This window comes from Pseudomonas sp. NFX1 (assembly GCF_051123555.1).
Classification (GTDB): Bacteria; Pseudomonadota; Gammaproteobacteria; order Pseudomonadales; family Pseudomonadaceae; genus Aquipseudomonas; species Aquipseudomonas capeferrum.
In genome coordinates this window covers 4,008,565-4,034,908 of record NZ_CP169366.1, presented here as the reverse complement: position 1 = coordinate 4,034,908, position 26,344 = coordinate 4,008,565, and the positions used below count along the sequence as shown (strand labels likewise).

General features: G+C 64.9%; 17 protein-coding genes and 1 pseudogene. 9 read left to right on the top strand and 9 right to left on the bottom strand.

What is annotated here, in order from left to right; all coding sequences use genetic code 11:
• Positions 1 to 14: 14 nt before the first annotated feature.
• A complete protein-coding gene (locus DJ563_RS18130; RefSeq protein WP_434518126.1) occupies positions 15 to 1,070 on the bottom strand; it encodes an ATP-NAD kinase family protein in 1,056 nt (351 codons plus the stop codon).
• A gap of 283 nt (positions 1,071 to 1,353) precedes the next feature.
• Here DJ563_RS18130 and DJ563_RS18125 point away from each other — a divergent pair, with 283 nt between their 5' ends.
• Positions 1,354 to 3,207, top strand: a complete 1,854-nt coding sequence (locus DJ563_RS18125; RefSeq protein ID WP_434518125.1) for a sigma-54-dependent Fis family transcriptional regulator — start codon at positions 1,354 to 1,356, stop codon at positions 3,205 to 3,207.
• A gap of 149 nt (positions 3,208 to 3,356) precedes the next feature.
• On the opposite strand, the gene accC is transcribed toward DJ563_RS18125, so the two are convergent.
• The 6 genes from accC to DJ563_RS18095 all read right to left on the bottom strand — a co-directional run bounded on the left by accC (position 3,357) and on the right by DJ563_RS18095 (position 11,285).
• Positions 3,357 to 4,712: an acetyl-CoA carboxylase biotin carboxylase subunit gene (gene accC / locus DJ563_RS18120; RefSeq protein WP_033703398.1), complete on the bottom strand. Its 1,356-nt coding sequence runs from the start codon at positions 4,710 to 4,712 to the stop codon at positions 3,357 to 3,359.
• A gap of 17 nt (positions 4,713 to 4,729) precedes the next feature.
• Entirely contained in the window at positions 4,730 to 5,188 is a 459-nt protein-coding gene (gene accB / locus DJ563_RS18115; protein ID WP_274097459.1) for an acetyl-CoA carboxylase biotin carboxyl carrier protein, read from the bottom strand.
• A 99-nt stretch (positions 5,189 to 5,287) separates the two neighbouring features.
• Positions 5,288 to 5,740 carry a type II 3-dehydroquinate dehydratase gene (gene aroQ / locus DJ563_RS18110; RefSeq protein ID WP_033703396.1) on the bottom strand — a complete coding sequence of 151 codons (453 nt, stop codon included), beginning with the start codon at positions 5,738 to 5,740 and terminating at the stop codon, positions 5,288 to 5,290.
• A 179-nt stretch (positions 5,741 to 5,919) separates the two neighbouring features.
• Entirely contained in the window at positions 5,920 to 7,698 is a 1,779-nt protein-coding gene (locus tag DJ563_RS18105; RefSeq protein ID WP_274097460.1) for a protein-disulfide reductase DsbD, read from the bottom strand.
• Positions 7,699 to 7,828: 130 nt separating this feature from the next.
• A complete protein-coding gene (locus DJ563_RS18100; RefSeq protein WP_371856448.1) occupies positions 7,829 to 8,608 on the bottom strand; it encodes a methyl-accepting chemotaxis protein in 780 nt (259 codons plus the stop codon).
• Positions 8,609 to 9,923: 1,315 nt separating this feature from the next.
• Positions 9,924 to 11,285 carry a diguanylate cyclase gene (locus DJ563_RS18095; protein WP_274097462.1) on the bottom strand — a complete coding sequence of 454 codons (1,362 nt, stop codon included), beginning with the start codon at positions 11,283 to 11,285 and terminating at the stop codon, positions 9,924 to 9,926.
• Positions 11,286 to 11,534: 249 nt separating this feature from the next.
• Here DJ563_RS18095 and DJ563_RS18090 point away from each other — a divergent pair, with 249 nt between their 5' ends.
• The 6 genes and pseudogenes from DJ563_RS18090 to DJ563_RS18065 all read left to right on the top strand — a co-directional run bounded on the left by DJ563_RS18090 (position 11,535) and on the right by DJ563_RS18065 (position 16,843).
• Complete coding sequence (locus DJ563_RS18090; protein WP_274097463.1) at positions 11,535 to 12,602, top strand: DUF2333 family protein; 1,068 nt, start codon at positions 11,535 to 11,537, stop codon at positions 12,600 to 12,602.
• Between the two features lie 2 nt (positions 12,603 to 12,604).
• Entirely contained in the window at positions 12,605 to 13,138 is a 534-nt protein-coding gene (locus DJ563_RS18085; protein ID WP_274097464.1) for an NUDIX hydrolase, read from the top strand.
• Between the two features lie 231 nt (positions 13,139 to 13,369).
• Positions 13,370 to 13,741: a translation initiation factor Sui1 gene (locus tag DJ563_RS18080; RefSeq protein ID WP_186660677.1), complete on the top strand. Its 372-nt coding sequence runs from the start codon at positions 13,370 to 13,372 to the stop codon at positions 13,739 to 13,741.
• A 152-nt stretch (positions 13,742 to 13,893) separates the two neighbouring features.
• On the top strand, positions 13,894 to 15,807 hold the full coding sequence (gene speA / locus DJ563_RS18075) for an arginine decarboxylase (protein ID WP_434518124.1): 1,914 nt from the start codon (positions 13,894 to 13,896) through the stop codon (positions 15,805 to 15,807).
• 152 nt (positions 15,808 to 15,959) lie between these two features.
• Positions 15,960 to 16,133 (top strand): annotated as a pseudogene (locus DJ563_RS18070) (REP-associated tyrosine transposase); the annotation flags it as partial.
• A gap of 254 nt (positions 16,134 to 16,387) precedes the next feature.
• A complete protein-coding gene (locus DJ563_RS18065; RefSeq protein WP_434518123.1) occupies positions 16,388 to 16,843 on the top strand; it encodes an REP-associated tyrosine transposase in 456 nt (151 codons plus the stop codon).
• 87 nt (positions 16,844 to 16,930) lie between these two features.
• Here DJ563_RS18065 and DJ563_RS18060 read toward each other — a convergent pair whose 3' ends face one another.
• Positions 16,931 to 18,268 carry an MATE family efflux transporter gene (locus tag DJ563_RS18060; protein WP_274097465.1) on the bottom strand — a complete coding sequence of 446 codons (1,338 nt, stop codon included), beginning with the start codon at positions 18,266 to 18,268 and terminating at the stop codon, positions 16,931 to 16,933.
• Between the two features lie 165 nt (positions 18,269 to 18,433).
• On the opposite strand from DJ563_RS18060, the gene DJ563_RS18055 reads away from it, so the two are divergent.
• Positions 18,434 to 23,344: an alpha-2-macroglobulin family protein gene (locus tag DJ563_RS18055; RefSeq protein WP_434518122.1), complete on the top strand. Its 4,911-nt coding sequence runs from the start codon at positions 18,434 to 18,436 to the stop codon at positions 23,342 to 23,344.
• 203 nt (positions 23,345 to 23,547) lie between these two features.
• Here DJ563_RS18055 and DJ563_RS18050 read toward each other — a convergent pair whose 3' ends face one another.
• On the bottom strand, positions 23,548 to 23,841 hold the full coding sequence (locus DJ563_RS18050) for a hypothetical protein (protein ID WP_033703383.1): 294 nt from the start codon (positions 23,839 to 23,841) through the stop codon (positions 23,548 to 23,550).
• A gap of 77 nt (positions 23,842 to 23,918) precedes the next feature.
• On the opposite strand from DJ563_RS18050, the gene pbpC reads away from it, so the two are divergent.
• Positions 23,919 to 26,273, top strand: coding sequence for a peptidoglycan glycosyltransferase PbpC (pbpC, locus tag DJ563_RS18045; protein ID WP_434518121.1), 2,355 nt, complete (start codon positions 23,919 to 23,921; stop codon positions 26,271 to 26,273).
• The last annotated feature ends 71 nt before the right edge of the window (positions 26,274 to 26,344 follow it).

The following is a 26,344-nucleotide window of genomic DNA, read 5'->3' as shown; positions in this document are numbered from 1 at the left end:
TCTCCAGGGTTGTCTCAACACGCGGTTGCAGGGTGTAGCCGGTGGCCGCGCGGGACGGCCAGCAGGTGATGGCGGGCGGCGTGGGCCAGTACGGCCTCGACGTCCACGGTCAGGGGGCCTTGGTGGTCCAGAGTGATGGTGGGGGTGTCGTGTTCGGCGAATTCGATCTCGCGCTCGCCGTCCAAGGCCAGCGTGCCGCTGGCCAGGCTCAGGCGATGGGCGACGCCGGGCGTCAATGGGCCGCTGGCGGTGATGCCACAGCCTTGCAGCACACCGGGCGCCAGTGGTGCGAGCAGGGCCTGTTCGGCGCCAGGGTTCAGGCGTACCCAGGCGCCGTGAGCGTCCAGGCGTGAAACCGGGCACCACAGGCCGCACAAGGCGGACAGGCCAATGGCGTGGGGTTCGGCGAAGCAGGCGAATACTTCGCTGAGGTCTTCGCTGCGGCTCAGGGCCCGGGCGCCGATGAAGCGCTGGGGCGACACGGCGACTTCCACCAGGGCCCACTCGGCCAACTGCTGCTCGGGCACCTTCACCAGCAGGCGCTTGTTGCGGCGCAAGCCGATGCTGGCGGGCACGCGGCCGCTGGCGAGCAGGCCGCCGGCCAGGCCGGCGCTGGTGGCTTCGCGCAATTCAGGGAAGGCATTGTTGGTGCCGGTGGACAACGTCAGCAGTGGCGTGTCGCCGGCCTCGGCAGCGACGGCTTTGTGGGTGCCATCGCCGCCGAGTACTGCGATCATCGTCACGCCTTGCTCGACCATGCGCCGGGTGGCCAGGCGGGTATCGGCAACGGTCTGGGTCAACGGCAGGTCGATGATCTGGAGGGTCGGCCAGTGCTGATCGCGAGCGCCCGGGCCTTGGCTGGCCTTGAGCACGGCGGCGGCGATGCCGGTCATGTCGGTGGGCAGCAGAACCTTGTCGATGCCGGTGGCACCGAAGGCGGCGAGCAGGCGCTGGATCGCCGAAGCCTTGTCGGTGCTCGAATAGAGCCCGGCACTGGCAGTCAGGCGGCGCAGGTCGCGGCCGGAGGCAGGGTTGGCAATGATCCCGACAGTCGGGGTGGGTTGCGGCATGGCGCACCTCATATTCTTGTTTGCCATGGGCAGAGCAAGGTGGGTGCCAGCTTTGCTCGGCAGGCCTGAAGTGGCCGCCTTAGAGCGGTTGCAGCATAACGCCAGGCATGTGCCAGGCGGCCCCTGCGAGACGCCGCGTGCCACGCCGGGGCCGTGTTTGCCGAGACGCTGAGACGCAGCGTCTCAAGCCAACCGGTAATCACACAGTGCTTGTCGGGGCATGCTCGGAAGCGCTTAATGGCCGCACAACGACAAAAACAGCAACGAGAACCGGAGGGCCTGAATGCTTGCCGCGAACTCCCGAGCCCATGTCGACTGCGTCAGCCGGGTGCTGAAAAACGCCGATCGCCTGCCCCAGGCGCCGGTGCCGCCGCTGATCCTCGACTCCTGGCGCCGCTCCATGGACCTGTATCGCCTCGATCCAGGCTCGCAGCAGGGGCCACGTATCCTTTCCCAAAGCCTGCTCAACGAATGCCGCGAACGCGCCGAGCTGTTCTTGCGCATCGCCAGCGATGCGGTGGCGCGGCTGCATGAACGGGTGCGCGGCGCTGACTATTGCGTTCTGCTCACCGATGCCCAGGGGCAGACCATCGATTACCGGGTCGAGTCGGCCATCCGCAACGACTGCCGCAAGGCCGGGCTGTACCTCGGCACGTGCTGGTCGGAGGGCGAGGAGGGCACCTGTGGGGTGGCGGCGGTGCTGACCAGCAAGGCGCCGGTCACGGTGCACAAGCGCGATCACTTTCGCGCCGCCTTCATCGGCCTGACCTGCACCGCGGCGCCGGTGTTCGACCCGCTCGGCGAGCTGCTTGGCGTGGTGGATGTGTCCGCCTTGCAGTCCCCGGATGATCGCCGCAGCCAGCACCTGATCCGGCAGTTGGTCGAGCAGACTGCGCGCGAGATCGAAAACGCGTTTTTCATGCACAGCGCCCAGGGCCATTGGGTCATGCGTGCGCATGGCACACCGGGCTACGTCGAGAGCCAGCCGGATTACCTGCTGGCCTGGGATGCCGACGGCCGTCTGCAGGCGCTCAACAGCCTGGCCCGCCAGCGGCTGGTGGAGCGTCTGGGCCGCTTGCCCGAGCATATCGGCGAACTGTTCGACCCGGGCCAACTGCGCTGCATCAACGAGGCCTCGGCGCAACGCCTGCCTGGCTGGGGCGAGCTGTATGGCCGGGTCAGCGCACCGCAACGGCGCCCGCAAGCGCAGCGGTTGCGCCAGGCGCAGGATGCGCGCATCGAGCAGCACTTGCGCCTGGCCACGCGGGTCAAGGACTGCAACCTGGCGGTGCTGGTGCAGGGTGAGACAGGCGCCGGCAAAGAGGTTTTCGCCCGTCAGTTGCACCAGCAAAGCCTGCGGCGTGAAGGGCCCTTCGTCACGCTGAACTGCGCAGCCATCCCCGAGAGCCTGATCGAGAGCGAGCTGTTCGGTTATGTGGCCGGGGCGTTCACCGGGGCTTCCAGCAAAGGCATGCAGGGGCTTTTGCAGCAGGCTGATGGCGGCACGTTGTTCCTCGACGAGATCGGCGACATGCCGCTGAATCTGCAGACCCGCCTGCTGCGCGTGCTGGCCGAGGGCGAGGTGGCGCCATTGGGGGCTGCGCGGCGTGAGCGGGTGGATATCCAGGTGATCTGCGCGACGCACCGGGATCTGGCGGCGATGGTGGCGGACGGGCGTTTTCGCGAGGACCTGTATTTCCGCCTGGCCAACGCCAGGTTCGAGTTACCGCCGCTGCGGGATCGGGAGGACCGGTTGGGGTTGGTTCATCAGTTGTTGGCCGAGGAAGCGGAGGCGTGCGGTGTCGAGGTGGTGCTGGCGGATGATGCATTGCAGGCGCTGTTGCTGTACCGCTGGCCGGGCAACTTGCGCCAGCTTCGGCAGGTGTTGCGCTATGCCTGTGCGGTGAGTGAAGGCGGTTGGGTGAGGCTTGAGGATTTGCCGCAGGAGGTGCGTGGCGATGCGTTGCCCTCTGGCGACCGTGGCCTTTCCAGCCCGGCGCGGCAGCTGTTGCTCGATGCCTTGATCCGGCATCGCTGGAAGCCGGCGGATGCGGCGCGGGCGTTGGGAATTTCGCGGGCGACGTTGTATCGGCGGGTGCATGAGCATCGTATCGAGATGCCGCGGATGAAAGGGTGAGGCTTGTTTGGGGGATTGTGCGGTGACGGCGCTTGATCTCATAGGCAACACACCCCTCAAGGCATGCACCCACCAGCATCACCGACTTCCTGCAGCCAATAAAAAACCCCGGAACAAGTCCGGGGTTTTCATCACATCACACTACACAATCACTCCTGGCTAGCCAGTTTGTGCTCGAGGTAATGAATGTTGACGCCGCCTTTGCAGAAACCTTCATCACGCACCAGGTCGCGGTGCAGTGGGATGTTGGTCTTGATGCCGTCGACGACGATCTCGTCCAGCGCATTGCGCATGCGCGCCATCGCTTCTTCGCGGTCCTTGCCGTAGGTGATCAGCTTGCCGATCAGCGAGTCGTAGTTCGGTGGAACCGAATAACCGCTGTACAGGTGCGAATCGACGCGAACGCCGTTGCCACCTGGGGCGTGGAAGTGCTTGACCGTGCCTGGGCTCGGGATGAACTTCTTCGGGTCTTCGGCGTTGATCCGGCACTCCAGGGAGTGACCACGGATCACCACGTCTTCCTGGCGGAACGACAGCTTGTTGCCAGCGGCGATGCTCAGCATCTCCTTGACGATGTCGATGCCAGTGACCATTTCCGACACCGGATGCTCAACCTGTACACGGGTGTTCATCTCGATGAAGTAGAAGTTGCCGTTCTCGTACAGGAACTCGAAAGTACCCGCACCGCGGTAGCCGATTTCGATGCACGCATCGACGCAACGCTTGAAGACTTCCTGACGGGCCTTCTCGTCGATGCCCGGTGCCGGCGCTTCTTCCAGTACCTTCTGGTGACGGCGCTGCAGCGAGCAGTCACGGTCGCCCAGGTGGATGGCGTTGCCCTGGCCGTCGGACAGTACCTGAACTTCCACGTGACGTGGGTTGGTCAGGAACTTCTCCAGGTAGACCATCGGGTTGCCAAACGCAGCACCGGCTTCGGTACGGGTCAGTTTGGCCGAGGAAATCAGGTCCTCTTCCTTGTGCACCACACGCATGCCGCGACCACCACCGCCACCGGCGGCCTTGATGATCACCGGGTAGCCGACGTCACGGGCGATTGCCAGGGCGACTTCTTCGTCTTCCGGCAGCGGGCCGTCAGAGCCCGGTACGGTCGGAACACCCGACTTGATCATCGCGTCCTTGGCCGAAACCTTGTCGCCCATCAGGCGAATGGTGTCGGCTTTCGGGCCGATGAAGGCGAAACCGGATTTTTCTACCTGCTCGGCAAAGTCGGCGTTTTCAGCCAGGAAGCCGTAGCCCGGGTGGATCGCGGTGGCGCCAGTGACTTCGGCGGCAGCGATGATCGCCGGGATGTGCAGGTAGGAACCTTTGGAGGGCGCAGGACCGATGCAGACCGACTCGTCTGCAAGACCCAGGTGCATCAGTTCGCGGTCAGCCGTGGAGTGCACGGCGACGGTCTTGATGCCCAGCTCTTTGCAGGCACGCAGGATCCGCAGGGCAATTTCCCCGCGGTTGGCGATCAGGACTTTTTCGAGCTTCGCAGACATCGTTGGCTCTCCGCGGTTCAAACGATGGTGAACAGCGGCTGGTCAAACTCAACCGGCTGGCCGTCTTCTACCAGGATGGCGTCGATGACACCGCCGAACTCGGCTTCGATGTGGTTCATCATCTTCATGGCTTCGACGATGCACAGGGTGTCGCCCTTTTTCACCGACTGGCCAACTTCAGCGAAGTTCGGCGAGGTCGGCGATGGTTTGCGGTAGAAGGTACCGACCATCGGCGAACGCACCACGGTGCCTTTCAGGGCCGGGGCAGCGGCTTCGGCGACCGGGGCAGCAGCGGCAGCGGCCGGGGCGGCTACAGGTGCGGCAGCCATCGGGGCCGGTGCGTAGAACTGCTGAGCTGCTGGGGTCTTGCTGTGACGGCTGATACGGACCGACTCTTCGCCTTCCTTGATCTCCAGTTCGTCGATGCCAGACTCTTCCAGCAGTTCGATCAGTTTCTTGACTTTACGGATATCCATTAATCATCAACTCCCAAGGTTCGGTCAGGGGGCGTAATTGAAAACGTGTCTAGAACGTTTCTCTCAAACCCCGGCCCACTTAGGCCAGGGTCTCTGTCATCAGGGCTGTGCGTTGGCAGCCAGTTGTTCCAGCGCGGACTCCAGGGCCATGCGATAACCGCTGGCGCCCAGGCCGCAAATCACCCCTACGGCCACATCGGAAAAGTAGGAGTGGTGACGGAACGGTTCGCGTTTGTGCACGTTGGACAGGTGCACTTCGATGAATGGGATGCTCACCGCAAGCAATGCGTCACGTAATGCGACACTTGTGTGGGTGAAAGCAGCCGGATTGATCAGGATGAAGTCCACACCCTCGTTGCGTGCGGCGTGAATACGGTCGATCAGTTCGTATTCGGCATTGCTCTGCAGGTATTGCAGATGGTGGCCTGCGGCGCGGGCACGTTGCTCCAGGTCCTGGTTGATCTGGGCCAGGGTCACGGCGCCGTAGTGGCCCGGCTCGCGGGTACCGAGCAGGTTGAGGTTGGGGCCGTGAAGCACCAGTAGCGTAGCCATCTGCGGATTCCTTGGATTTGTAGGGCAATTCGACACAGCGCGGCGAGTGTGCCGCAAAGCGACGGCAAGTGTCCAGTTCCCGGCAATAGCCAGCACGATGTCCGAGATTCGCGCGAAGTATGTGACCGGATGATTAAATCCGGTCACTGTACCGAGGTTTTTCTGCGGCCCGCCGGAAGTTATAGACCGAGTTTGCCGCGCACGCGCGCCAGAACCTCGGCAAAATCGCCGGCGTTTATCTCGCCAACCACCCGATCGCTGGTCATTTCGCTGCCGTTCGCTGCAAAGAACAACAGCGCGGGCGGGCCGAACAGTTGGTAGCGATCGAGCAGGGTGCGCTGCTCGGCGTTGCTTTCTGTGATGTCGAAGCGCAGCAGCTTGAACGCGCCCAGCTGCGCTTGGACCTGCGCGGCGCTGAGCACTTCGTGCTCGATCACCTTGCAGCTGATGCACCAGTCGGCGTACCAGTCGAGCAGCACCGGCTGGCCGGCGGCCTTGGCCTGGGCCAGGGCGGCGTCCAGCGCGGCGGGGGTGGTGATGGTCTGCCAGGCATCCGCAGGGGCGGTTGGGCCAGCACTGCCAGCAGCCACACCCGGCGCAGGCAAGGGGCGCAGCGGGTCGCCTTGGCCATTGAGCGCCCCGTACCAGCAGGCCAGGGCGTACATCAGCAAGGCCAGGCCCAGCAGTTGTGCCAGGCGCTGGCGCGGGGTTTTGATGACGAACTCCACGGCGCCGAGGAACACTGCCACACCGCCGGCCAGGAAGCCGACCAGCAGCAAGGTCAGCGGCCCGGGCAGCACGCGGCTGAGCAGGCCGATGGCCAGGCCCAGCAGCAGCACACCGATGGCGTTTTTAACCGTGTTCAGCCACGGGCCGCTCTTCGGCAGCCAGGCCGCGCCGCCGGTAGCCACCAGCAGCAGCGGCGCACCCATGCCAAGGCCCAGGGCGAACAGTTTTAGCGCACCGCCCAAGGCATCACCACTGGCGCTGATATAGAGCAGGGCACCGGCCAGCGGTGCCGACACACACGGCGACACCAGCAGGCTGGAAAGGACGCCCAGTACCGCTGCGCCGAGCAACGAGCCACCCTTGGTGCGGCTGGCGACGTTGTCGAGACGGTTGCTCAAGGCTTGCGGCAGTTTGAGCTCGAACAGGCCGAACATGGCCAGGGCGAACACCACGAAAAACAGCGCGAAGGGCACCAGCAGCCAAGCCGACTGCAGGCGCGCCTGCAGGTTGAGGCCGGCACCGAACAGGCCCATCAGTGCGCCCAGTACTGCGAAGCTGACCGCCATCGGCAGGATGTACGCCAGTGACAGCGCCAGCCCGCGCAGCCCACCGACCTGGCCACGCAGGACCACGCCCGAGAGAATCGGCAGCATCGGCAGTACGCAGGGGGTGAAGGTCAGGCCGACGCCGGCGAGGAAGAACAGCAACAGCGATTTCCAGTTCCAGCCCTGTTCACCAGCCGCCGGCGCAACAGCGGCGGCACCGCCTTCGCCGTCGATGCTCAGGCGCTCGGTTTCCGGCGGGTAGCACAGGCCCTTGTCGGCGCACCCCTGGTAACCCACCAACAGGGTGAACGCGCGTGGATCGGTGCGGGGCAGTTCGATGTCGAGTACACCGTGATACACCTCGACGTCACCGAAGAATTCGTCGTGCTTGGCTTCGCCCTTGGGGATGTTGGGCGTGCCCAGGGCCACGTCGGCCGGTTCCGTGCGGAACTGGAAACGGTGGCGGTAAAGGTAGTAGCCGTCGGTGGCGACGAAGCGCAGTTTGATGTGCTGGGCGTCGGCCTGGATCAGGCTGAGCTTGAAGGCTTCGTGAACGGGCAGGAAATCTGCGGCGTTGGACAGGGAAGCGGCGCCGAGGGTGGCGCTTGGGCGGTTGTCGAGCAGGCCCGTAGCGAAGGCAGGGCTGGCCAGCAGCAGGAACAGCAGGAGAAACAGGCGGCGCATGGCGGACTCGCGAGGTGGAACGTGCGGGGCATGATAACGGAGTTGGTCTGGATTTGGCGTGTGGCGTCTGGGCGAGCGACACATGGCCGCTGTTGCTTGTATCGCCTGTACCGGCCCCACAGGCAGACGATCAGACCCTGAACGCACGCACAGCCGTGCTCAGCTCGCTGCCCAGGTTCAGCAATTGCTCGCCTTGCTCGCGCCCCTCGCCAATGCGCTGCAAATTGTCCTCACCCAGGGCATGAATCCGCTCGCTATGGTCGCGAATCTCGCTCACCGCGCCGCTCTGCTGAGCCGTGACATCGGCAATCCGCACGGCGGTATCGGCAATGGTGCCAATGGCGCGGACAATTTCGTCCAGCGCACCGTCAGCGGCCTGGGCCTGGCTGGCAGTGGCCTCGGCATGTTCGAGCTGCGCCCGCATGCCCGCCACCGAGCCCTTGGCCGCCTGCTGCAAGCGATCGATCAGCGCCTGGATCTCGCCCGTCGCACCGGTGGTGCGTTGTGCCAGAGAGCGCACTTCGTCAGCCACCACGGCAAAGCCGCGGCCCATCTCGCCGGCGCGCGCAGCTTCGATCGCGGCATTGAGGGCCAGCAGGTTGGTCTGCTCGGCAATCGAGCGAATCACCGTCAGCACACCGCCAATGGTGGCGGACTCTTCGGCCAGCTGTTCGATCATGCGGGCATTGCCCTGCACCTCGTCGACCAGCTCACGCAAACCGGACAAGCTCTGGCCGATCACCGCCTGGCCGCGTTCCACCGCACGCCCTGCATCATGGCTGGCATCGGCGGCGGCGCTGGCATCGCCGGCCACTTGCTGGATGGTCGCTTCCAGTTCAGCGAGCGCGTCGCGGATCTGCCCGGTATCGCCGGCCTGGCGCTCGGCGCCGTCGTGCAGGGCGGCGCTCATACCGGCCAGGGCGTGGCTGCTGCCTGCCACCTGCTCGGCGTTGTGGCGCAGGGTGCCGACCAGGGCCACGAGGTACTGGCGCAGGCGGTTGAGCGATTCCTGGATGTCGTGCAGCTCGCGGTTGGTCTTGCCCAGGGCGATGGGTTCGGCGAAATTACCCTCGGCCCAGTGCGACAAGGCCGGGGCCAGGCTGGTCAGGGTTCGCGCCAAGCGCCGCTGCAGGGTGTCGATGAGCAGGGCGATCAGCAGGATCAGGCCGATCATCAGGCCTTGGCTGATACGCACTTCGGCGGCGATCCGGGCATGCTCGCCGCGGACCTGCGGCTCCAGCCCGGCGATGGCCTGTTGCACCGCTTCCAGGCGCTGGCCCGCGCTGGCGGCCAGGGTCGCGCGGCGTTCGATCTGCTCGCGGGTGCGTTGCAGTTCGGCCGGGTAGCGATTGAGCAGGCTTAGCAGTTCGCGCTTGAGGCCGACGGCGATGTCTTCCTGCTGCTCGCTGGCTTGGGTCTGCAGGCCCATCATGGCGGCGAAATCGTCGGCACTGGACTCGGCTGCTCGGGTCACGCCAAGCAACGGCAGGCTGTCGATGGCCTGGGCCTGGACGCGGATCAGTTGCAGCTCGCGCTCCACTTCATCGGCCAGTTCAGGGCGGCCACTGCTGACCAGCTTGTCGCGGGCCAGCGACAGGCGCCCCAGGTGTACGGTGGCGTCGAGCAGCGGCAGCAGGTAGTGGTCGGCCTCGGGATTGCCGCTGTCCCGGGCGTAGCCGGCCAATTGTTCGAAGTTGGCCCCCAGTTCGCGCTCGGCTTGCAACAGCAGCGCTTGCGGGTCACCGGCCAGCTTGCCGGCGGCCAGCAGTTCGTCGGCGGTAAAGGCCTGCAGGCTGTCGAGGCTGGGGCGCAGTGTGCCAGCCAACGCCTCGGGCCATTCGGCCAAAGCCGCCTGCAACTGCTGGTTGGCCTCCATGGCGGCGGCGTGGCGCAAGGCGTCACCGCTGCCCAGGTAGGCCTGAATGTTGCGCGCAGCCTGGTTCTGGAACTGCTGGGACAGGCCCAGGTAGCGCTCCATCATCTGATAGGGGCGCTCCAGGGCACGCTGCGACCACCACAGGGTCGCGCCCAGGGCGATGCAGACGGTCACCAGCAACAGGGTGTTGAAATTGGTCAGCCACTTCAGGCGCATAGCCGCGAACTTCCTGCGGGGAGTGGGAGAAGTAAGCGCCTGAAGTTATTGCGGTTTTGTTACGCAGTGATGACCGCTGGGGCTCGCTGTGAGAAATAGATGGCATTTGGCCTTTATTGGCCGCTGCATTGGCCTAGGGTTCGACCCGCACCACGCAGTTACGGCCCGCATGCTTGGCCCGGTACAACGCCTCGTCAGCCGCACTGGCCATGGTCAGCGCATCCAGCTCATCGTCCAGCTGCACCACGCCTGCGCTAAACGTGCAGTTCAGGTCACGCGGCTGCGCCGGATAAAGAATTTCGGCAAACCGCCGACGGATCTCTTCCAGCACCTTGTGCGCGGCATCCAGTGCGGTATTGGGCATGACGATGGCGAACTCTTCGCCACCATAACGGCCAATGAAATCGGTCTTGCGCAGCCGTTGCTTGAGGAACAGTGCCAGGCTCTTGATCACCCGGTCGCCCATCGGGTGCCCGTGGCGGTCGTTGATCTGCTTGAAACGGTCGATATCGAGCATGGCGAAGCTCAGCGGCTGCTGCTCGCGCCGGGCGCGGTAGCTGCAGTCTTCGAGCAATTGCAGGATGTGGGTGTGGTTGTACAGCCCGGTAAGGCTGTCGCGGACCATGCGTGACTTGAGGTGGCGAGCTCGGGCGGCACGGTTGCGCACGGTGGTGATCAGGTGGCGCGAGCGAAACGGCTTGGTCAGGAAGTCATCGCCGCCCTCGCTCATGGCATCGAGCTGCTTGTCCAGGTCGTCCTCGGCCGACAGGTAGATGATCGGCACACTGACGTAGCGGTCATTGTGGCGGATCACCTTGGCCAGCTCCGGGCCGGTGCAGGCCGGCATGTACAGGTCGAGGATGATCAGGTCGGGCTGGAAGTCGGCCAGTTCTGCCATGGTGCGGATCGGGTCGGTCAGGCTGCGGGTGATCATGCCCGCGCTGGCGAGCACCCGTTCGGTGTGCAGGGCCTGGGTGCGCGAGTCGTCGATGATCAATACCCGCAACGGGTCGTGCGGGGTCGCGCTGGTCAGCAGTTCGACCTTCTCCAGCAGGCTGGAGGCTTCCAACGTGCCGGTGAGGAATTCCTTGCCGCCGGCGCGCACCGCCGCCAGGCGGGTAGGGGTATCGGTTTCGTGATGGCTGAAGAACAGCAGCGGAATGGGCTGTGGCAAACCCTGCTGGGCCTGAGCTTGGGCTGCCAGGAGCAGGCCCTGGCCGCTACCGGTGAAGTCCACGTCCATGACGATGGCCGAAGGCGGGCATTCACTGAGCGATGCGTGGAAGGCATCGGCACTGAACAGGGCCTGCACGCCAAGGCCGAAGAACTCCAGCTGTTGGGCCAGGCGCTGGGCACGCTCGTGGTCCTGCAAAAGGATGTACACCGGCTTGCGCAGGGGCAGCGGCACCTGGTTGAGCGGGTCATCCTTGCGCAGGCCGGTACGCGACAGGTGCTGGGCGGGGCACTGCTGGCTCGGATCGACTGCTTGGCTCATGTCCTGGCTACTTTTGGGTGGGTGGTATGCAGGTTCGATGATGGCTCTATGCTAGCAGCTCTTTACCTTTGGGTGAGTGCCCTCCATCAACAAAGGGTTTAGAACGAATATTCAGTTACCGACCCACTGGTCGCTTATGCGTACGGCAGTGTCTGCTTTATAGTGCAGCGACGCGGGCTTGCCGTGGCACCCTGGCGCACGCCTGTGGTCAAAGCCCCTGAACCGTCGAGACTGATTAAGGACAATGCCATGCTGGACTGGAAAAACCGCGAGGCCAAAGCCGAACCCCGCGAGCGTGTTGATGGCCGTGGCGCCGCTGCCCGTAGCTACCTGGGCGGGCTCTGGAGCCGTGCACTGGGTACCCTGATCGGCCTGTACCTGCTGGTCTGCATCGGCCTCGGCTGGTACTGGAGCCAGGAGCCGGAGCTGTTCCCGGTGCAGCAGAACGCCCAGACCGCGGCCGAGCGCAATGGCCAGCAGATGGTGGTCGGCTACACCACCATCGAAACCCTCAAGACTGTCGCCGGTACCCTGCTGAACAAGCCGGGCGGTTACATCTCCAACGACCGCTTCCCGCCGGGGCTGTGGATGGACAACATGCCGAGCTGGGAATACGGCGTGCTGGTTCAGGTCCGCGACCTGTCCCGTGCCCTGCGCAAGGACTTCGCCCGTTCGCAGTCGCAGTCCACCGAAGACGCCGACCTGGCCAAGGCCGAGCCGCGCTTCAACTTCGACAACAAGAGCTGGATCCTGCCGTCGAGCGAGTCGGAATTCGAAGAAGGCATCAAGTCGCTTAACCGCTACCAGACCCGCCTCGCCGCTGGCGACAAGGGCGCGATCTTCTACACCCGTGCCGACAACCTGAACAACTGGCTGGGCGATGTGGCCACCCGCCTGGGTTCGCTGTCGCAGCGCCTGTCGGCCAGCGTTGGCCGGGTCAAGCTCAACACCACCCTGAAGACCGAGTCGGTGCAACCTGGCCAGGCGCCGCAGGTTGACGAGGAGCTGGTCGAAACCCCATGGCTGCAGATCGACAACGTGTTCTACGAGGCCCGTGGTCAAGCCTGGGCGCTGTCGCACCTGCTGCGTGCCATCGAGGTCGACTTCGCCGACGTGCTGGCGAAGAAGAACGCCACCGTCAGCGTGCGCCAGATCATCCGAGAGCTGGAAGCCTCGCAGGAAGCGCTGTGGAGCCCGATGGTGCTGAATGGCAGCGGCTTTGGCATGTGGGCCAACCACTCGCTGGTCATGGCCAACTACATCTCCCGCGCCAACGCTGCGGTCATCGACCTGCGTCAGTTGCTGTCGCAGGGCTGATAGTGGCCATCAGCACCAAGGAAGCCGCCCACCGTGCGGCTTCCGACCGTGAGCTGGTCGCCTGGGTCGACGAGGCCGATCAGGTACTGGGTGCGCTGCCCAGGGCTGAACTGCGTGAACGCGGCCTGATCGGCCGTTGCACGTTCATCTTGCTGTTCAATGGCGCCGGTGAGTTGTGCGTGCACCGGCGTACCTTGAGCAAGGCGCTGTACCCTGGGTATTGGGATGTGGCAGCAGGCGGCATGGTGACGGCGGGCGAGGGGTATGCCGAATCGGCTGCCCGGGAGTTGGCCGAAGAGCTGGGTGTCGATGGCGTTGCATTGCGCTTTCATGAGCGCTTCTACTTCGACCAGCCTGATAACCGCTTGTGGTGTGCGGTGTATTCGGCGGTGTCCGATGCGCCTTTGCGCTTGCAGCCGGAGGAGGTGAGTGAGGCGCGGTTCATCAGCCTGGAGCAGGCCCAGGCAGAAAGCCTGGGCATGCCGTATTGCCCGGACTCGTTGGCGGCGTTGCAGCGGTATAGAGCCAGTCTGTAGGTGCGGGTTTAGCCGCAAGAGGCCGTCCCAGACACCTGCGTTTCATGGCAAGGGCTACGCCCTTGTTCGCGGGTAAACCCGCTCCTACACAAGCCCCCGATTTATCGTTACACTGCGCGCCCTTTTCGGGCTGCCGCAGGATCTTGCGGCAGTAGCGCCGCCCCTGCCAGAGTGGGGCTTCGCGGTCGGCTCCCGCCGACCAGTTTTTGTCCTCAGCACAGAGGAACAAAAGTGGCCAAGAAAGCTTCTTCCTTCGCCGCCCTTGGCGGTCTTGTTTACTCCACCGATGCCGGTCGGCATTGCCCCGACTGTGGCCAGCCGGTGGATGCCTGCACCTGCAAGCAGCAAGTCGTCCCCGAAGGGGATGGTATTGCCCGTGTGCGCCGTGAAAGCAAAGGCCGCGGTGGCAAGACCGTGACCACTGTCACCGGCGTGCCGCTGCCCCTCGATCAGCTCAAGGAGCTGGCCACCACGCTCAAGCGCCGCTGCGGTACCGGTGGCGCCTTGAAGGATGGGGTTATCGAGATTCAGGGCGACCATGTCGAGCTGTTGATCGGCGAGCTGACCAAACAGGGTTTCAAAGCTAAAAAGTCCGGCGGCTGAGGCCAACGCGCGATTTTTTGCCCAGTGCTTTCTAAACTCGTTCCTGTTGGCAGGGTCTACCCCTGAACCGGACGAACCGTCATTTTCAGCTTTTACACTGCGCCGGCCCTTTCGTTGGGGCAGTGTCTTCGACTTATCTATAGGGGACTTGAATGTCCGTACGACGCACACGCAAAGACGATGGTAGCCAATGGACCGTGGCCGACAGCCGCAGTGTTTACGGCATCCGCCATTGGGGCGCTGGTTATTTCGCCATCAATGAAGCCGGGCGCGTCGAAGTGCGCCCCAATGGCCCCCAGAGCGCGCCGATCGACCTGTTCGAGCAGGTCGACGAGCTGCGCCAGAGCGGCCTGTCGTTGCCGTTGCTGGTGCGCTTCCCCGATATCCTGCAAGACCGCGTACGCCAGCTGACCGGTGCGTTCGACTCCAACATCGCGCGTCTGGAGTACCAGAGCCAGTACACCGCGCTGTACCCGATCAAGGTCAACCAGCAGGAAGCGGTGGTGGAAAACATCATCGCCACCCAGAACGTCTCGATCGGCCTTGAGGCCGGCTCCAAGCCTGAGCTGCTGGCGGTGCTGGCGCTGGCGCCGAAGGGCGGCACCATCGTCTGCAACGGTTACAAGGACCGCGAGTTCATTCGCTTGGCGCTGATGGGCCAGAAGCTGGGCCACAACGTGTTCATCGTCATCGAGAAGGAGTCCGAGGTCGCCCTGGTGATCGAGGAGGCCGCCGAGCTGAAGGTGAAGCCGCAGGTGGGCTTGCGTGTGCGCCTGTCTTCGCTGGCGTCGAGCAAGTGGGCGGACACCGGTGGCGAGAAGTCCAAGTTCGGGTTGTCTGCCGCCCAGCTGATTTCGGTGGTGCAACGCTTCCGCGATGCCGGCCTGGACCAAGGCATCCGCCTGCTGCACTTCCACATGGGCTCGCAGATCGCCAACCTGGCCGACTACCAGCACGGCTTCAAGGAAGCCATCCGTTACTACGGCGAGCTGCGTGCGTTGGGCCTGCCGGTCGATCACATCGACGTCGGCGGTGGCCTGGGTGTGGACTACGACGGCACCCACTCGCGCAATGCCAGTTCCATCAACTACGACATGGATGACTATGCCGGCGTGGTGGTGGGCATGCTCAAGGAGTTCTGCGACGCGCAGGGCCTGCCGCACCCGCACATCTTCTCCGAGAGCGGCCGTTCGCTGACCGCGCACCACGCCATGCTGGTGATCCAGGTGACCGACGTCGAGAAACACAACGACGACGTGCCGACCATCGAGAACAAAGAGGCCCTGCCGCAGACCGTGCAGTGGCTGGCCGACCTGCTCGGCCCGACCGATATCGAGATGGTCACCGAGACTTACTGGCGCGCCACCCATTACATGGGTGACGTGGCGGCGCAGTATGCCGATGGCAAGATCAGCCTGGCCGAGAAGGCCCTGGCCGAGCAGTGCTACTTCGCCGTGTGCCGTCGCCTGCACAACTCGCTGAAGGCGCGCCAGCGTTCGCACCGTCAGGTGCTGGACGAGCTCAACGACAAGCTGGCCGACAAGTACATCTGCAACTTCTCGGTGTTCCAGAGCCTGCCGGACACCTGGGCCATCGGCCAGGTGCTGCCGATCATCCCGCTGCATCGTCTGAATGAAGAGCCGCTGCGTCGTGCGGTGCTGCAAGACCTGACCTGTGACTCCGACGGCAAGATCAACCAGTACGTCGACGAGCAGAGCATCGAGACCAGCATGCCGGTGCATGCGCTCAATGAGGGTGAGGACTACCTGCTGGGCGTGTTCCTGGTCGGCGCCTACCAGGAGATCCTGGGCGACATGCACAACCTGTTCGGTGACACCGACTCGGTGAACATCTACCAGAACGCCGATGGCAGCGTGTACCACGCCGGTATCGAGACCCACGACACCATCGAAGACATGCTGCGTTACGTGCACTTGTCGCCGGAGGAGTTGATGACTCACTACCGCGACAAGGTGGCCAGCGCCAAGATCAGCGCGCGTGAGCGGACCCAGTACCTTGATGCCTTGCGCCTTGGGTTGACCCGCTCTTCGTACTTGTCGTCCTGATCGTTGGGGCCGCTTAGCGGCCCTTTCCGAGCGGTCCGGCGCCCGGCAAGGCCGCTCCTGCACGGGGTCGCGGTGCTTTTGTAGGAGCGGCCTTGCGTCGCGAAATGAGGGCGAAGCCCTCACCGAGATCACACCCGGTCTTTACCTGCTGACATCGGCTGGGTGCAGAACGTCGGCATATCTGGCAACGGGGTTACCATGATCGGGCACTACGCAAAGAAGACGATGTAAAAGCCGCAGCGCGTTACATCATCGCCAATCCCATTCGTTCCGGTCTGGTGCAGCGTGCTGGCGAGTACTCACATTGGGATTGTGTGTTGCTATAGGTCAGCAGGTGAGGGCTGCGCCCTCATTTCGCGACGCAAGGCCGCTCCTACAGGCATCGCATAACCGCAATAGCAGCGACCCCGGCACTACCGAACCTACAACCCTGCATGGGATCGCGGTGCTTTTGTAGGAGCGGCCTTGCGTCGCGAAATGAGGGCAAAGCCCTCACCGAGGTCACACCCGGAAATGATCCGTACATCGTCTACTGAATCACCATGACTACCTTTGAATGCAATATTCAAAGGAGCACGGCATGGACAGCCAAGGCAATCACCGTTTACGCATTGGCCGAGTCTCCGAACCCGGTCGTCTTTACCTACTGACTGCTGTTACCCGCAGCCGCTTTCCATTGTTTTGCAACATCTGGTTCGCCAGAGCGGTGATTCAGCAGTTGCGCCTGTCTGATCAAGAAGGCAGCTGCCAAACGCTTGCTTGGGTACTTATGCCAGATCATCTTCATTGGTTGATCGAACTTGGCCCCATCAGTTTGGGAAGCCTGATGTGCGCGTTCAAATCCAGAAGCAGCTGTGCTCTTTATCGGCTGGGTGCAGAACGTCGGCATATCTGGCAACGGGGTTACCATGATCGGGCACTACGCAAAGAAGACGATGTAAAAGCCGCTGCGCGTTACATCATCGCCAATCCCATTCGTGCCGGTCTGGTGCAGCGTGCTGGCGAGTATTCACATTGGGATTGTGTGTGGCTATAGGTCAGCAGGTGAGGGCTGCGCCCTCATTTCGCGACGCAAGGCCGCTCCTACAGGCATCGCATAACCGCAATAGCAGCGGCCCCGGCACTACCGAACCCACAACCCTTTTTGCTGCAACCGCCACCCAACCCACCCCAGCGTCACCGCCCGCAACGCCATGAAGCCAAGAAACGCCAGCCACAACCCATGGTTGCCAAACCCGCTCATGCCCCACGCCACCGGCAGCGCAATCACCACCGAAACCAGCATCGCATTGCGCATTTCCCTGGCCCGTGTGGCGCCGATGAACAGCCCGTCCAGCAAGTAACTCCACACCGCCACCAATGGCAGCACCGCCAGATACGGCAGGTACGGATAAGCCGCCGCCCGCACGCTGTCGATATCGGTCTGCAGGTCGATGAACAAGTGGCCCCCCAGCAGGAACAACACGGCAAACCCGACGCTGGTGATCAGCGACCACCCACACGCCACGACCAACGCGCGGCGCAGGGTATTGTGGTCGCGCGCACCAATGGCGTGCCCGCACAAGGCTTCGATAGCATGGGCCAGGCCATCAAGGGCGTAGGCGGTCAGCAGCAGGCCATTGAGCAATAACGCGTTGGCGGCCACCGTCGCTTCACCCAGGCGTGCGCCCTGCACGGTGATCAACAGAAACACCAACTGCAAGGCCAGGCTGCGCAGGAAGATATCGCGGTTGACGGCCAGCAGTGGTCGCCAGGCCTGCCAGCGCTTCAACGCCGCCCAGGCGATGTGCCCGGGGTAAGCGCGCAGGGCCGGGCGGGTCAGGGCCAGCCCCAGCAGCGCGGCGCTCCATTCGGCAATCACCGACGCCCGCGCCGAACCCAGCACCCCCCAGTCCAGGCCGAGCACGAACCACAGGTTGAGTACGATGTTCAGCAGGTTGGTCGTCAGCAGAATGGCCAGCGGCGCCCTGGCATTCTGGGTGCCCAGGAACCAGCCGACCAATGCATAGCTGGCCAGGGCCGCAGGCAGCCCGAGCAGGCGAGTGTGGAAGAAAGCCTCGGTGGATTGCTGCAACGCCGCGCTGGGCTGCATCGCATGAAGTGCAAGCTGGCTGAAGGGCAGCGCCAGCAGACCGATGATCACGGCAAAGCCCAAGGCCAGCAGCAGCCCTTGCACCAGCACCTGGCGCAACGCTGCGCCGTCGCCGCGGCCGGCAGCCTGGGCCGCAAAACCGGTAGAGCCCATGCGCAGAAAGCCCATCAGGCCGACCATGAAGGTGAACAGGGTGGCGCCCACCGCCACTGCGCCCAGCTGATGGGCATGGGGCAGGTGGCCAATGACGGTGCTGTCGACCAGCGCCACCAGTGGTACCGAGATGTTGGAAAGGATCATCGGTGCGGCCAGGCCCCAGACCTTGCGGTGGGTAGGGCGGTCGCGCCAGTCGGTGGTGAGGGAGCTCATCGGTGTCCTAGGGCCATGGGGCAGCGTTTGCAGGCCATAGTGTACCGGCCAGGCAACCAATGCGCGCGAACGCGGTCTCACCTGGCGCTCGACCTCGGGTGATGCGCCCGGCGTTGCGCTATAGTTGCTGCCCTCACGTACACGCTGCCAAAGAGTTCCCACACCATGTTCAACAAAGGATTGTTGCTGGCCTGCGCGCTGGCGTTGCTCAGTGCTTGTGACTCATCCGCGCCGGACAAACCGGCGCCGGCCGAGAAACCGGCAGCCACCACGCCCGCCGAGGTGCAACCGGCCAAGCGCGAAGACCCTGCCGTGCTCGCCAAGCGCTACGAGGGCCGCGCGCTGACGGTGCTGGATGTCTCGGAAGTGCAGCTCGATGGCGCCAGCGCGTTGTCGATCAGCTTCTCGGCGCCGCTGGATGCCAAACAGGAATTCGCCGCCAAGCTGCACCTGGTCGACACTGTCAAAGGCAAGGTCGATGGTGCCTGGGAACTCTCCGACAACCAGATGGAGCTGCGCCTGCGCCACCTCGAGCCGCAGCGCAAGCTGGTGCTGACCGTCGACAAAGGCCTGCTGGCGGTCAACGGGCAGCAGCTCGACAGCGAGTCGGTGACCCGCCTGGAAACCCGCGACATGCAGCCGACCATCGGCTTTGCCAGCCGCGGCTCGCTGCTGCCCACGCGCCTGGCCGAAGGCCTGCCGGTGATCGCCCTCAACGTCGACAAGGTCGATGTCGAATTCTTCCGTGTGAAGCCCGAGATGCTGTCGACCTTCCTGGTCAACTGGGGGCGCAACAGCAGCCTGTACTACTACCAGTCCAAAGAAACCCTCGACATGGCCGAGCTGGTCTACAGCGGCCGCTTCGACCTCAACCCGGCGCGCAACACCCGCGAAACCGTGTTGCTGCCGATCGCCGGGATCAAGCCGCTGCAGGCGCCGGGTGTCTACCTGGCGGTGATGCGTGCCTCGGGTACCTACGATTACTCGCAGCCGGCCACCCTGTTCAGCCTCAGCGACATCGGCGTCTCTGCGCACCGCTTCCGCGACCGCCTCGACGTGTTCGCCCAGGCCCTGGAAGGGGGCAAGGCGATGAAAGACGTCAACCTTGAGATACACGATGAGAAGGGCAAGCTGCTGGCCCAGGCCAAGACCGATGGCGAAGGCCACGCCCAGCTGCCGATCACGCCCAAGGCCGATACCCTGATTGCCACCCAGGGCGTGCACACCACCTTGCTGCGCCTGAACACCGCAGCGTTGGACCTGGCCGAATTCGACATCACCGGCCCTCAGGCCAACCCTCTGCAACTGTTCATCTTCGGCCCCCGCGACCTGTATCGCCCCGGCGAGACCGTGCTGCTCAACGGCCTGCTGCGCGATCAGGATGGCAAGCCGGTCAAGGCTCAGCCCGTGAGCGTGGAAGTACGCCGCCCTGACGAGCAGGTCAGCCGCAAGTTTGTCTGGGAGGCCGATGGCAATGGCCTGTACCAGTACCAGTTGCAACTGGCCAGTGAAGCACCGACCGGTCGCTGGCAATTGCTGCTCGATTTGGGGGGCGGGCGCAAGCAGGTCTACGAGTTTCTTGTCGAAGACTTCCTCCCCGAGCGCCTGGCGCTGGAGCTCAAAGGCAGCAGCACGCCGCTTGCGCCTGATCAGAACGCGCACATCCAGGTCGATGGCCGCTACCTCTACGGCGCGCCTGCCGCAGGTAATCGCTTGAGTGGCCAGGCCTACGTGCGCCCGTTGCGCGAAGCAGTGCCCGCCCTGCCGGGTTACCAGTTCGGCTCGGTCACCGAAACCGAACTGAACCAGGACCTGGAGCTGGACGAAGTCACCCTCGACCAGGCCGGCAAGGCGGTGGTCGATATCGAAACCCGCTGGGCAGAAGCCCGCTCGCCGCTGCAACTGACCGTGCAGGCGAGCCTGCAGGAGTCCGGCGGCAGGCCGATCACCCGTCGCCTGGAACAGCCGATCTGGCCGGCCGAGCGCTTGCCTGGCCTGCGCGGCCTGTTCGAGGGGGAGGAGACTGACAGTGACGGCCCGGTGGAATTCGAGTTCCTGGTCGCCGACCGTGACGGCAAGAAGCTTGCGGCCAACGACCTCAAGGTGCGGCTGATCCGCGAGCGCCGTGACTACTACTGGAACTACTCGCAGAGCGACGGCTGGAGCTACAACTACAACGAGAAATACCTCACCCAGAGCGAGCAGACCGTCAGCGTCAAGGCCGGCTCGACCGCCAAGTTGTCGTTCCAGGTCGAGTGGGGCCCTTACCGGGTCGAAGTCGAAGACCCGGAAACCGGCCTGGTCTCCAGCGAGCGCTTCTGGGCCGGCTACCGCGCCCAGGACAACGCCGAAGGCGGCGCGGTGCGCCCGGACCAGGTCAAGCTGGCCCTGGACAAACCCTCCTACGCCGATGGTGCCTCGGCCAAGGTCACGGTGACGCCGCCGGCAGCCGGCAGCGGCTACCTGATGATCGAGTCCAGCGATGGCCCGCTGTGGTGGCAGGAAATCGACGTGCCGGCCGAGGGCAAGACCTTCGACGTGCAACTGGACAAGCAATGGGCACGCCACGACTTGTACATCAGCGCCCTGGTGATTCGCCCCGGCGAGCGCAAGGCCAATGCCACGCCTAAACGCGCCGTGGGCGTGCTGCACCTGCCGCTGGACCGGGCCGAGCGCAAGCTTGCGGTCAGCCTGCAGGCACCGGAAAAAATGCGCCCCAAACAGCCGCTGACGGTGAAGTTCAAGGTGGCCAAGGCCGATGGCAGTGCACCCGCGGCGGGGCAGCAGGTGCATGTGCTGTTGTCTGCGGTTGACGTGGGCATCCTCAACATCACCGATTTCAAGACCCCCGACCCGTTCGCCAGCCTGTTCGGTCGCAAGGCCTATGGCGCTGACCAACTGGATATCTACGGCCAGTTGATCGAGGCCGGCCAGGGCCGCCTGGCCAGCCTGGCATTTGGTGGTGACGCCGCCATGGCCAAGGGTGGCAAACGCCCCAACACCACGGTGACCATCGTCGCGCAACAGAGCCTGCCGGTGACCCTGGACGAGAAGGGCGAAGGCCAGGCCACGGTCGATATCCCCGACTTCAACGGCGAGCTGCGGCTGATGGCCCAGGCCTGGACCGAGGACCACTTCGGCATGGCCGAGGGCAAGACCGTGGTCGCCGCCCCATTGATCGCCGAACTCTCGGCGCCGCGCTTCCTCGCGGGCGGCGACCGCACCAGCCTGGCGCTGGACCTGGCCAACCTGTCCGGCCAAGCCCAGCAACTGAATGTCGAAATCAGCACCGAAGGCCAGTTGAGCCTGGCCACCAGCGCTGTGCAAAGCGTTGCCCTGGCTGAAGGCCAGCGCTCGACGCTGATGATCCCGGTGCAGGCCCAGGGGGGCCTGGGCCAGGGCAAGGTGAAGGTGCGCGTCAATGGCCTGCAATTGCCGAACGAGCCGGCCACTGCCTTCGAGCGTGAGTGGACCTTGGGCGTGCGCCCGGCCTACCCGGCAATGCTCAAGCACTACCGGGTAGCGCTGAAGGACCAGCCATGGGCGCTGCCCGAGGCTGACCTGGCGGCCTTCGAACCGGCGGGCCTTGAAGCCAGCCTGGTGTTGTCGAGCCGGCCGCCGCTGAACCTGGCCGAACAGATCCGCGCCCTCGAAGCCTACCCGTATGGCTGCCTGGAGCAGACCACCAGCGGGCTGTACCCGTCGCTGTACGCCGATGCCGAAAGCCTCAAGCGCCTGGGCATCAAGGGCGAGCCGGCCGAAGTGCGCAAACGCAAGATCGAGATGGGCATCGAGCACCTGCTGGGCATGCAGCGTTACAACGGCAGCTTTGGCCTGTGGAGCTCGGACAGCGAGGAGGAGTACTGGTTGACCGCCTATGTCACCGACTTCCTGCTGCGTGCCCGTGACCAGGGCTACGGCGTGCCGGCCGAAGCACTGAAGAAAGCCAACGAACGCCTGCTGCGCTACCTGCAGGAACGCAACCTGATCGAAGTCGACTACAGCGAGAGCGCCGACCACACCCGCTTCGCCGTGCAGGCCTATGCCGCGCTGGTATTGGCACGCAGCCAGCAGGCACCGCTGGGCGCCTTGCGCGGGCTGTTCGAACGCCGCGCCGACGCCCGCTCGGGTCTACCACTGGTGCAACTGGCGGTGGCGCTGGACAAGATGGGCGACAAACCGCGCGCCGAGCAGGCCTTGCAAGCCGGGTTGGGCATCGGCCGCAGCAAGGGCTGGATGGCCGACTACGGCAGCACCCTGCGTGACCAGGCGTTGATCCTGGCGCTGTTGCAGGAAAGCAACCTGGCCAGCAATCAGGTCGACCAACGCTTGTTCGCGCTGTCTGACGAGCTGGCGGCCAACCGCTGGCTGTCGACCCAGGAACGCAACGCGCTGTTCCTTGCCGGCCGTGGTTTGCTCGGCAAGCCGGAGGGCAAGTGGCAGGCGCGGTTGGACAGCGCAGGCGAAATCCGCGAGCTCGACAATGCAGCGTCGGGCCTGAAGCTCGAAGGCCCGTTGTTGGCTTCGCCGTTGACGGTGCAAAACGAAGGCAGCGAAACGCTTTACCAGCAGCTGACCCTTTCTGGCTACCCACGCCAGGCGCCAGCGGCCGGCGGCAATGGCATGGAGATTCGTCGCGAGTACCTGGGCATGAACGGCCAGCCGCTGGACCTGCACAACCTGCGCAGTGGCGACCTGGTGTTGGTGCACCTGGCGCTCAAGGCCAAAGAGCGTGTGCCGGATGCGTTGGTGGTCGACTTGCTGCCGGCGGGGCTGGAGCTGGAAAACCAGAACTTGGCACAGAGCGCCGCCAGCCTGGACAACGCGAGCAGCGCGGTAAAGGAGTGGCGTGAGTCGATGCAGAATGCCAGCGTGGTGCATCAGGAGTACCGTGATGACCGTTATGTGGCCGCGCTCAAGCTCGATGGCTATAGCACCACGCACCTGTTGTACCTGGCACGGGCGGTGACGCCGGGCACCTATCGGGTACCGCCGCCGCAGGTCGAGTCGATGTACCGGCCGAACCTGCAGGCCGTGGGCGAGGGGCAGGGCGAGATGACCGTCAACGCCCGCTAAGCCGCAGCTGCCCCGCGTGCTTGGTTTGTAGGAGCGGCCTTGCGTCGCGAAAGGGCCGCAGCGCGGCCCCAGCGATATCCGCGGCCCCAGCGATATCAAGGTTAACGCCGAAATCTTGGGGCCGCTTCGCAGCCCTTTCGCGACGCAAGGCCGCTCCTACACACACACACCAAAAACACATCAAAGCGAGGGGCGGCAGGGCCTCAGTGAATCACCCAGCTCATCACCCACAACCCCAGCACCAGCCAGATGATCCCGAGTATGATCGACGCCCGCATGAAGGCGCGGATGGCCGAGTACAGCAGCATCAGGCCGACCACCAGGGCAAGGATGCTGACCAGCGAGGTGTCCATGCCCAGCGTGCGCGCCAGGCCATCGATGAAATTGCCCCCGGCATTGGCCAGCAGGTTGAACAGCCCGCTCAATGCGTCGACGATAACTCGGATCAACGAACCCAGTGCCTGGCCCAGCCACTCGAAAAAACCTTCTACATGCATAGTTGCTTCCTGATCGACACGTCGGCGAGTTTGCCGTTTCCAAGCCTTTGGCCATCAGTTGGCCAAGTCGGTTCCCGATGCCAAGCTTAGCGCGGCCGCGCACGCGTGCGGGCAGGATTGTCCGTGCCGGCGTTATCACCCTCGTGCTAGCTGTCTGCCTGCTGTGGCTGGCTGACCGTATCTGGCCGCTGCCCATGCCAGGCGACGACCTGGCGCGGGTGGTGCTGGCCGAAGACGGCACGCCATTGTGGCGCTTTGCCGACGCCGAGGGCGTATGGCGCTATCCGGTCAGCCCGGATGAGGTCTCGCCGCTATACCTGCAGGCACTGCTGACCTACGAGGACCGCTGGTTCTATCGCCACCCCGGGGTCAACCCGCTGGCCCTGGCCCGCGCGGCCTGGCTGAACCTGCGCGGCGGGCGCGTGGTGTCGGGCGGCAGCACGTTGTCGATGCAGGTGGCGCGCCTGCTCGACCCGCATGACCGCACCTTGGCCGGCAAGCTGCGCCAGTTATGGCGTACGGCGCAGCTGGAGTGGCACCTGTCGAAGCGCGAAATCCTGCAGATCTACCTTGACCGCGCCCCTTTTGGCGGCACCCTGCAGGGGGTGGCGGCTGCCAGTTGGGCGTACCTGGGCAAGTCGCCCAAGCATCTGACACCTGCCGAGGCGGCGCTGCTGGCGGTGCTGCCCCAGGCACCCAGCCGCCTGCGCCCGGACCGCCACCCCGAACGTGCCCAGCGTGCGCGCGACAAGGTGCTGCAGCGGCTGGCCGAGTACCAGGTCTGGCCCGCCCGGCAGCTCAAGGAGGCCGCCGAGGAGCCCTTGCTGCTGGCGCCGCGGCAAGAACCGGCCCTGGCGCCGTTGCTGGCGCGGCGGCTGAACACGGCCGGTAGCCCGCCGCTGATTCGCACCACACTCGACGCGTCCCTGCAACGGCGCCTCGAAGACCTGCTGCTGGGCTGGCGTGCACGCCTGCCGGAGCGCACGTCGGCGGCGATTCTGGTGGTGGATGCGCAGACCATGGCGGTGCGCGCCTACCTGGGGTCGATCGACCTGGGCGATGAGCGACGCTACGGCCATGTCGACATGGTGCGCGCCTTGCGCTCGCCCGGCTCGACGCTCAAACCGTTCCTCTACGGCATGGCCCTGGATGACGGGCTTATCCACTCCGAATCGCTGCTGCAGGATGTGCCCAGGCGTTACGGTGACTATCGGCCTGGCAATTTCTCCATGGGCTTCAGCGGGCCGGTGTCGGCCAGTTCGGCCCTGGCCCTGTCACTCAACCTGCCGGCGGTGCAGTTGCTGGAAGCCTATGGCCCGAAACGCTTCGCGGCGCAGATGCGTGTGGCCGGCGTGCCGTTGATGCTGCCGCCCCTGGCCGAGCCCAACCTGTCGCTGATCCTCGGCGGTGCGGGCAGTCGCCTGGAAGATTTGGTCGGCGGCTATGCGGCGCTGGCCCGGGCCGGCAACAGTGCGCGCATCCGCCTGCAGCCCCAGGACCCGTTGCTGGAGCGGCGCCTGCTGTCGCCGGGGGCGGCGTGGATCATCCGGCGTATTCTCAGTGGCCAGGCGCGGCCGGACCGTGACCCGCACGCCGAACTCGTGCAGCGCCCACAGTTGGCCTGGAAGACCGGCACCAGCTATGGCTTCCGTGATGCCTGGTCGATTGGCGTCGGGCCGCGCTACCTGATCGGTGTCTGGATCGGCCGCCCTGACGGCACGCCGGTGCCTGGGCAGTTCGGCCTGGCCTCGGCGGCGCCGTTGATGCTTCAGGTGCATGACTTGCTGAGCAACCGCGACGCCCAGCGCGGTATCCGCGTGCCGGTCGAGCAGGTGCCCGATACCATCGGCGTGGCAGCCATCTGCTGGCCGCTGGGCCAGCAGATGAATCGGCAAGACCCCAACTGCCGTCGCCAGCGTTTTGCCTGGACCCTCGACGGCACCACGCCGCCGACCTTGCAGGCGGCCGACCAACCGCTCGGGATGGGCTTGCGCGAACGCGTCTGGGCCAATGCGCAAGGGCTGCGCGTCGATGGCAGTTGCCCGGGGGCCAAGGTGCGCGACATCGCCCTCTGGCCTGCGCCGCTGGAGCCGTGGCTGCCCCGCGTCGAGCGGCGTGCGGCGCGCTTGCCGGCAGTCGACCCGGCCTGCCCGCCGCAGGCACCGGCGACTGCGCCGCCCCTGTCCATCGTCGGTGTGCGCCCAGGTGACAACCTGCGCCGCCCGGCAACCAGCAGCGAGCCGTTGCAGTTGCACGTTTCTGCCCTTGGCGGGGGTGGCCGGCGCTGGTGGTTCCTGAATGGCCAGCCGTTGGGCGAGACCCTGGGCCAGGACAGCCTGCTGGTGCGCTTCGACCGCGCCGGGCAGATCGAGCTCAGCGCGCTGGATGAAAGTGGCGAGACCGCGCGGGTGGCGTTTCAGGTCAGCGAGTAGCCGTTCGACGATTGCCGGGCCAGCACCTACGCTTTGCAAGTGACGGGTGTGACCGGCTGGCGCCGCGGTAC

Bases quoted from the DNA above. Each gene is read 5' to 3' on its own strand.
- DJ563_RS18130 (WP_434518126.1), bottom strand. From the start codon at position 1,070: ATGCCGCAACCCACCCCGACTGTCGGGATCATTGCCAACCCTGCCTCC.
- DJ563_RS18125 (WP_434518125.1), top strand. From the start codon at position 1,354: ATGCTTGCCGCGAACTCCCGAGCCCATGTCGACTGCGTCAGCCGGGTG.
- accC (WP_033703398.1), bottom strand. From the start codon at position 4,712: ATGTCTGCGAAGCTCGAAAAAGTCCTGATCGCCAACCGCGGGGAAATT.
- accB (WP_274097459.1), bottom strand. From the start codon at position 5,188: ATGGATATCCGTAAAGTCAAGAAACTGATCGAACTGCTGGAAGAGTCT.
- aroQ (WP_033703396.1), bottom strand. From the start codon at position 5,740: ATGGCTACGCTACTGGTGCTTCACGGCCCCAACCTCAACCTGCTCGGT.
- DJ563_RS18105 (WP_274097460.1), bottom strand. From the start codon at position 7,698: ATGCGCCGCCTGTTTCTCCTGCTGTTCCTGCTGCTGGCCAGCCCTGCC.
- DJ563_RS18100 (WP_371856448.1), bottom strand. From the start codon at position 8,608: ATGAGCGCCGCCCTGCACGACGGCGCCGAGCGCCAGGCCGGCGATACC.
- DJ563_RS18095 (WP_274097462.1), bottom strand. From the start codon at position 11,285: ATGAGCCAAGCAGTCGATCCGAGCCAGCAGTGCCCCGCCCAGCACCTG.
- DJ563_RS18090 (WP_274097463.1), top strand. From the start codon at position 11,535: ATGCTGGACTGGAAAAACCGCGAGGCCAAAGCCGAACCCCGCGAGCGT.
- speA (WP_434518124.1), top strand. From the start codon at position 13,894: ATGTCCGTACGACGCACACGCAAAGACGATGGTAGCCAATGGACCGTG.
- DJ563_RS18065 (WP_434518123.1), top strand. From the start codon at position 16,388: ATGGACAGCCAAGGCAATCACCGTTTACGCATTGGCCGAGTCTCCGAA.
- DJ563_RS18060 (WP_274097465.1), bottom strand. From the start codon at position 18,268: ATGAGCTCCCTCACCACCGACTGGCGCGACCGCCCTACCCACCGCAAG.
- DJ563_RS18055 (WP_434518122.1), top strand. From the start codon at position 18,434: ATGTTCAACAAAGGATTGTTGCTGGCCTGCGCGCTGGCGTTGCTCAGT.
- DJ563_RS18050 (WP_033703383.1), bottom strand. From the start codon at position 23,841: ATGCATGTAGAAGGTTTTTTCGAGTGGCTGGGCCAGGCACTGGGTTCG.
- pbpC (WP_434518121.1), top strand. From the start codon at position 23,919: ATGCCAAGCTTAGCGCGGCCGCGCACGCGTGCGGGCAGGATTGTCCGT.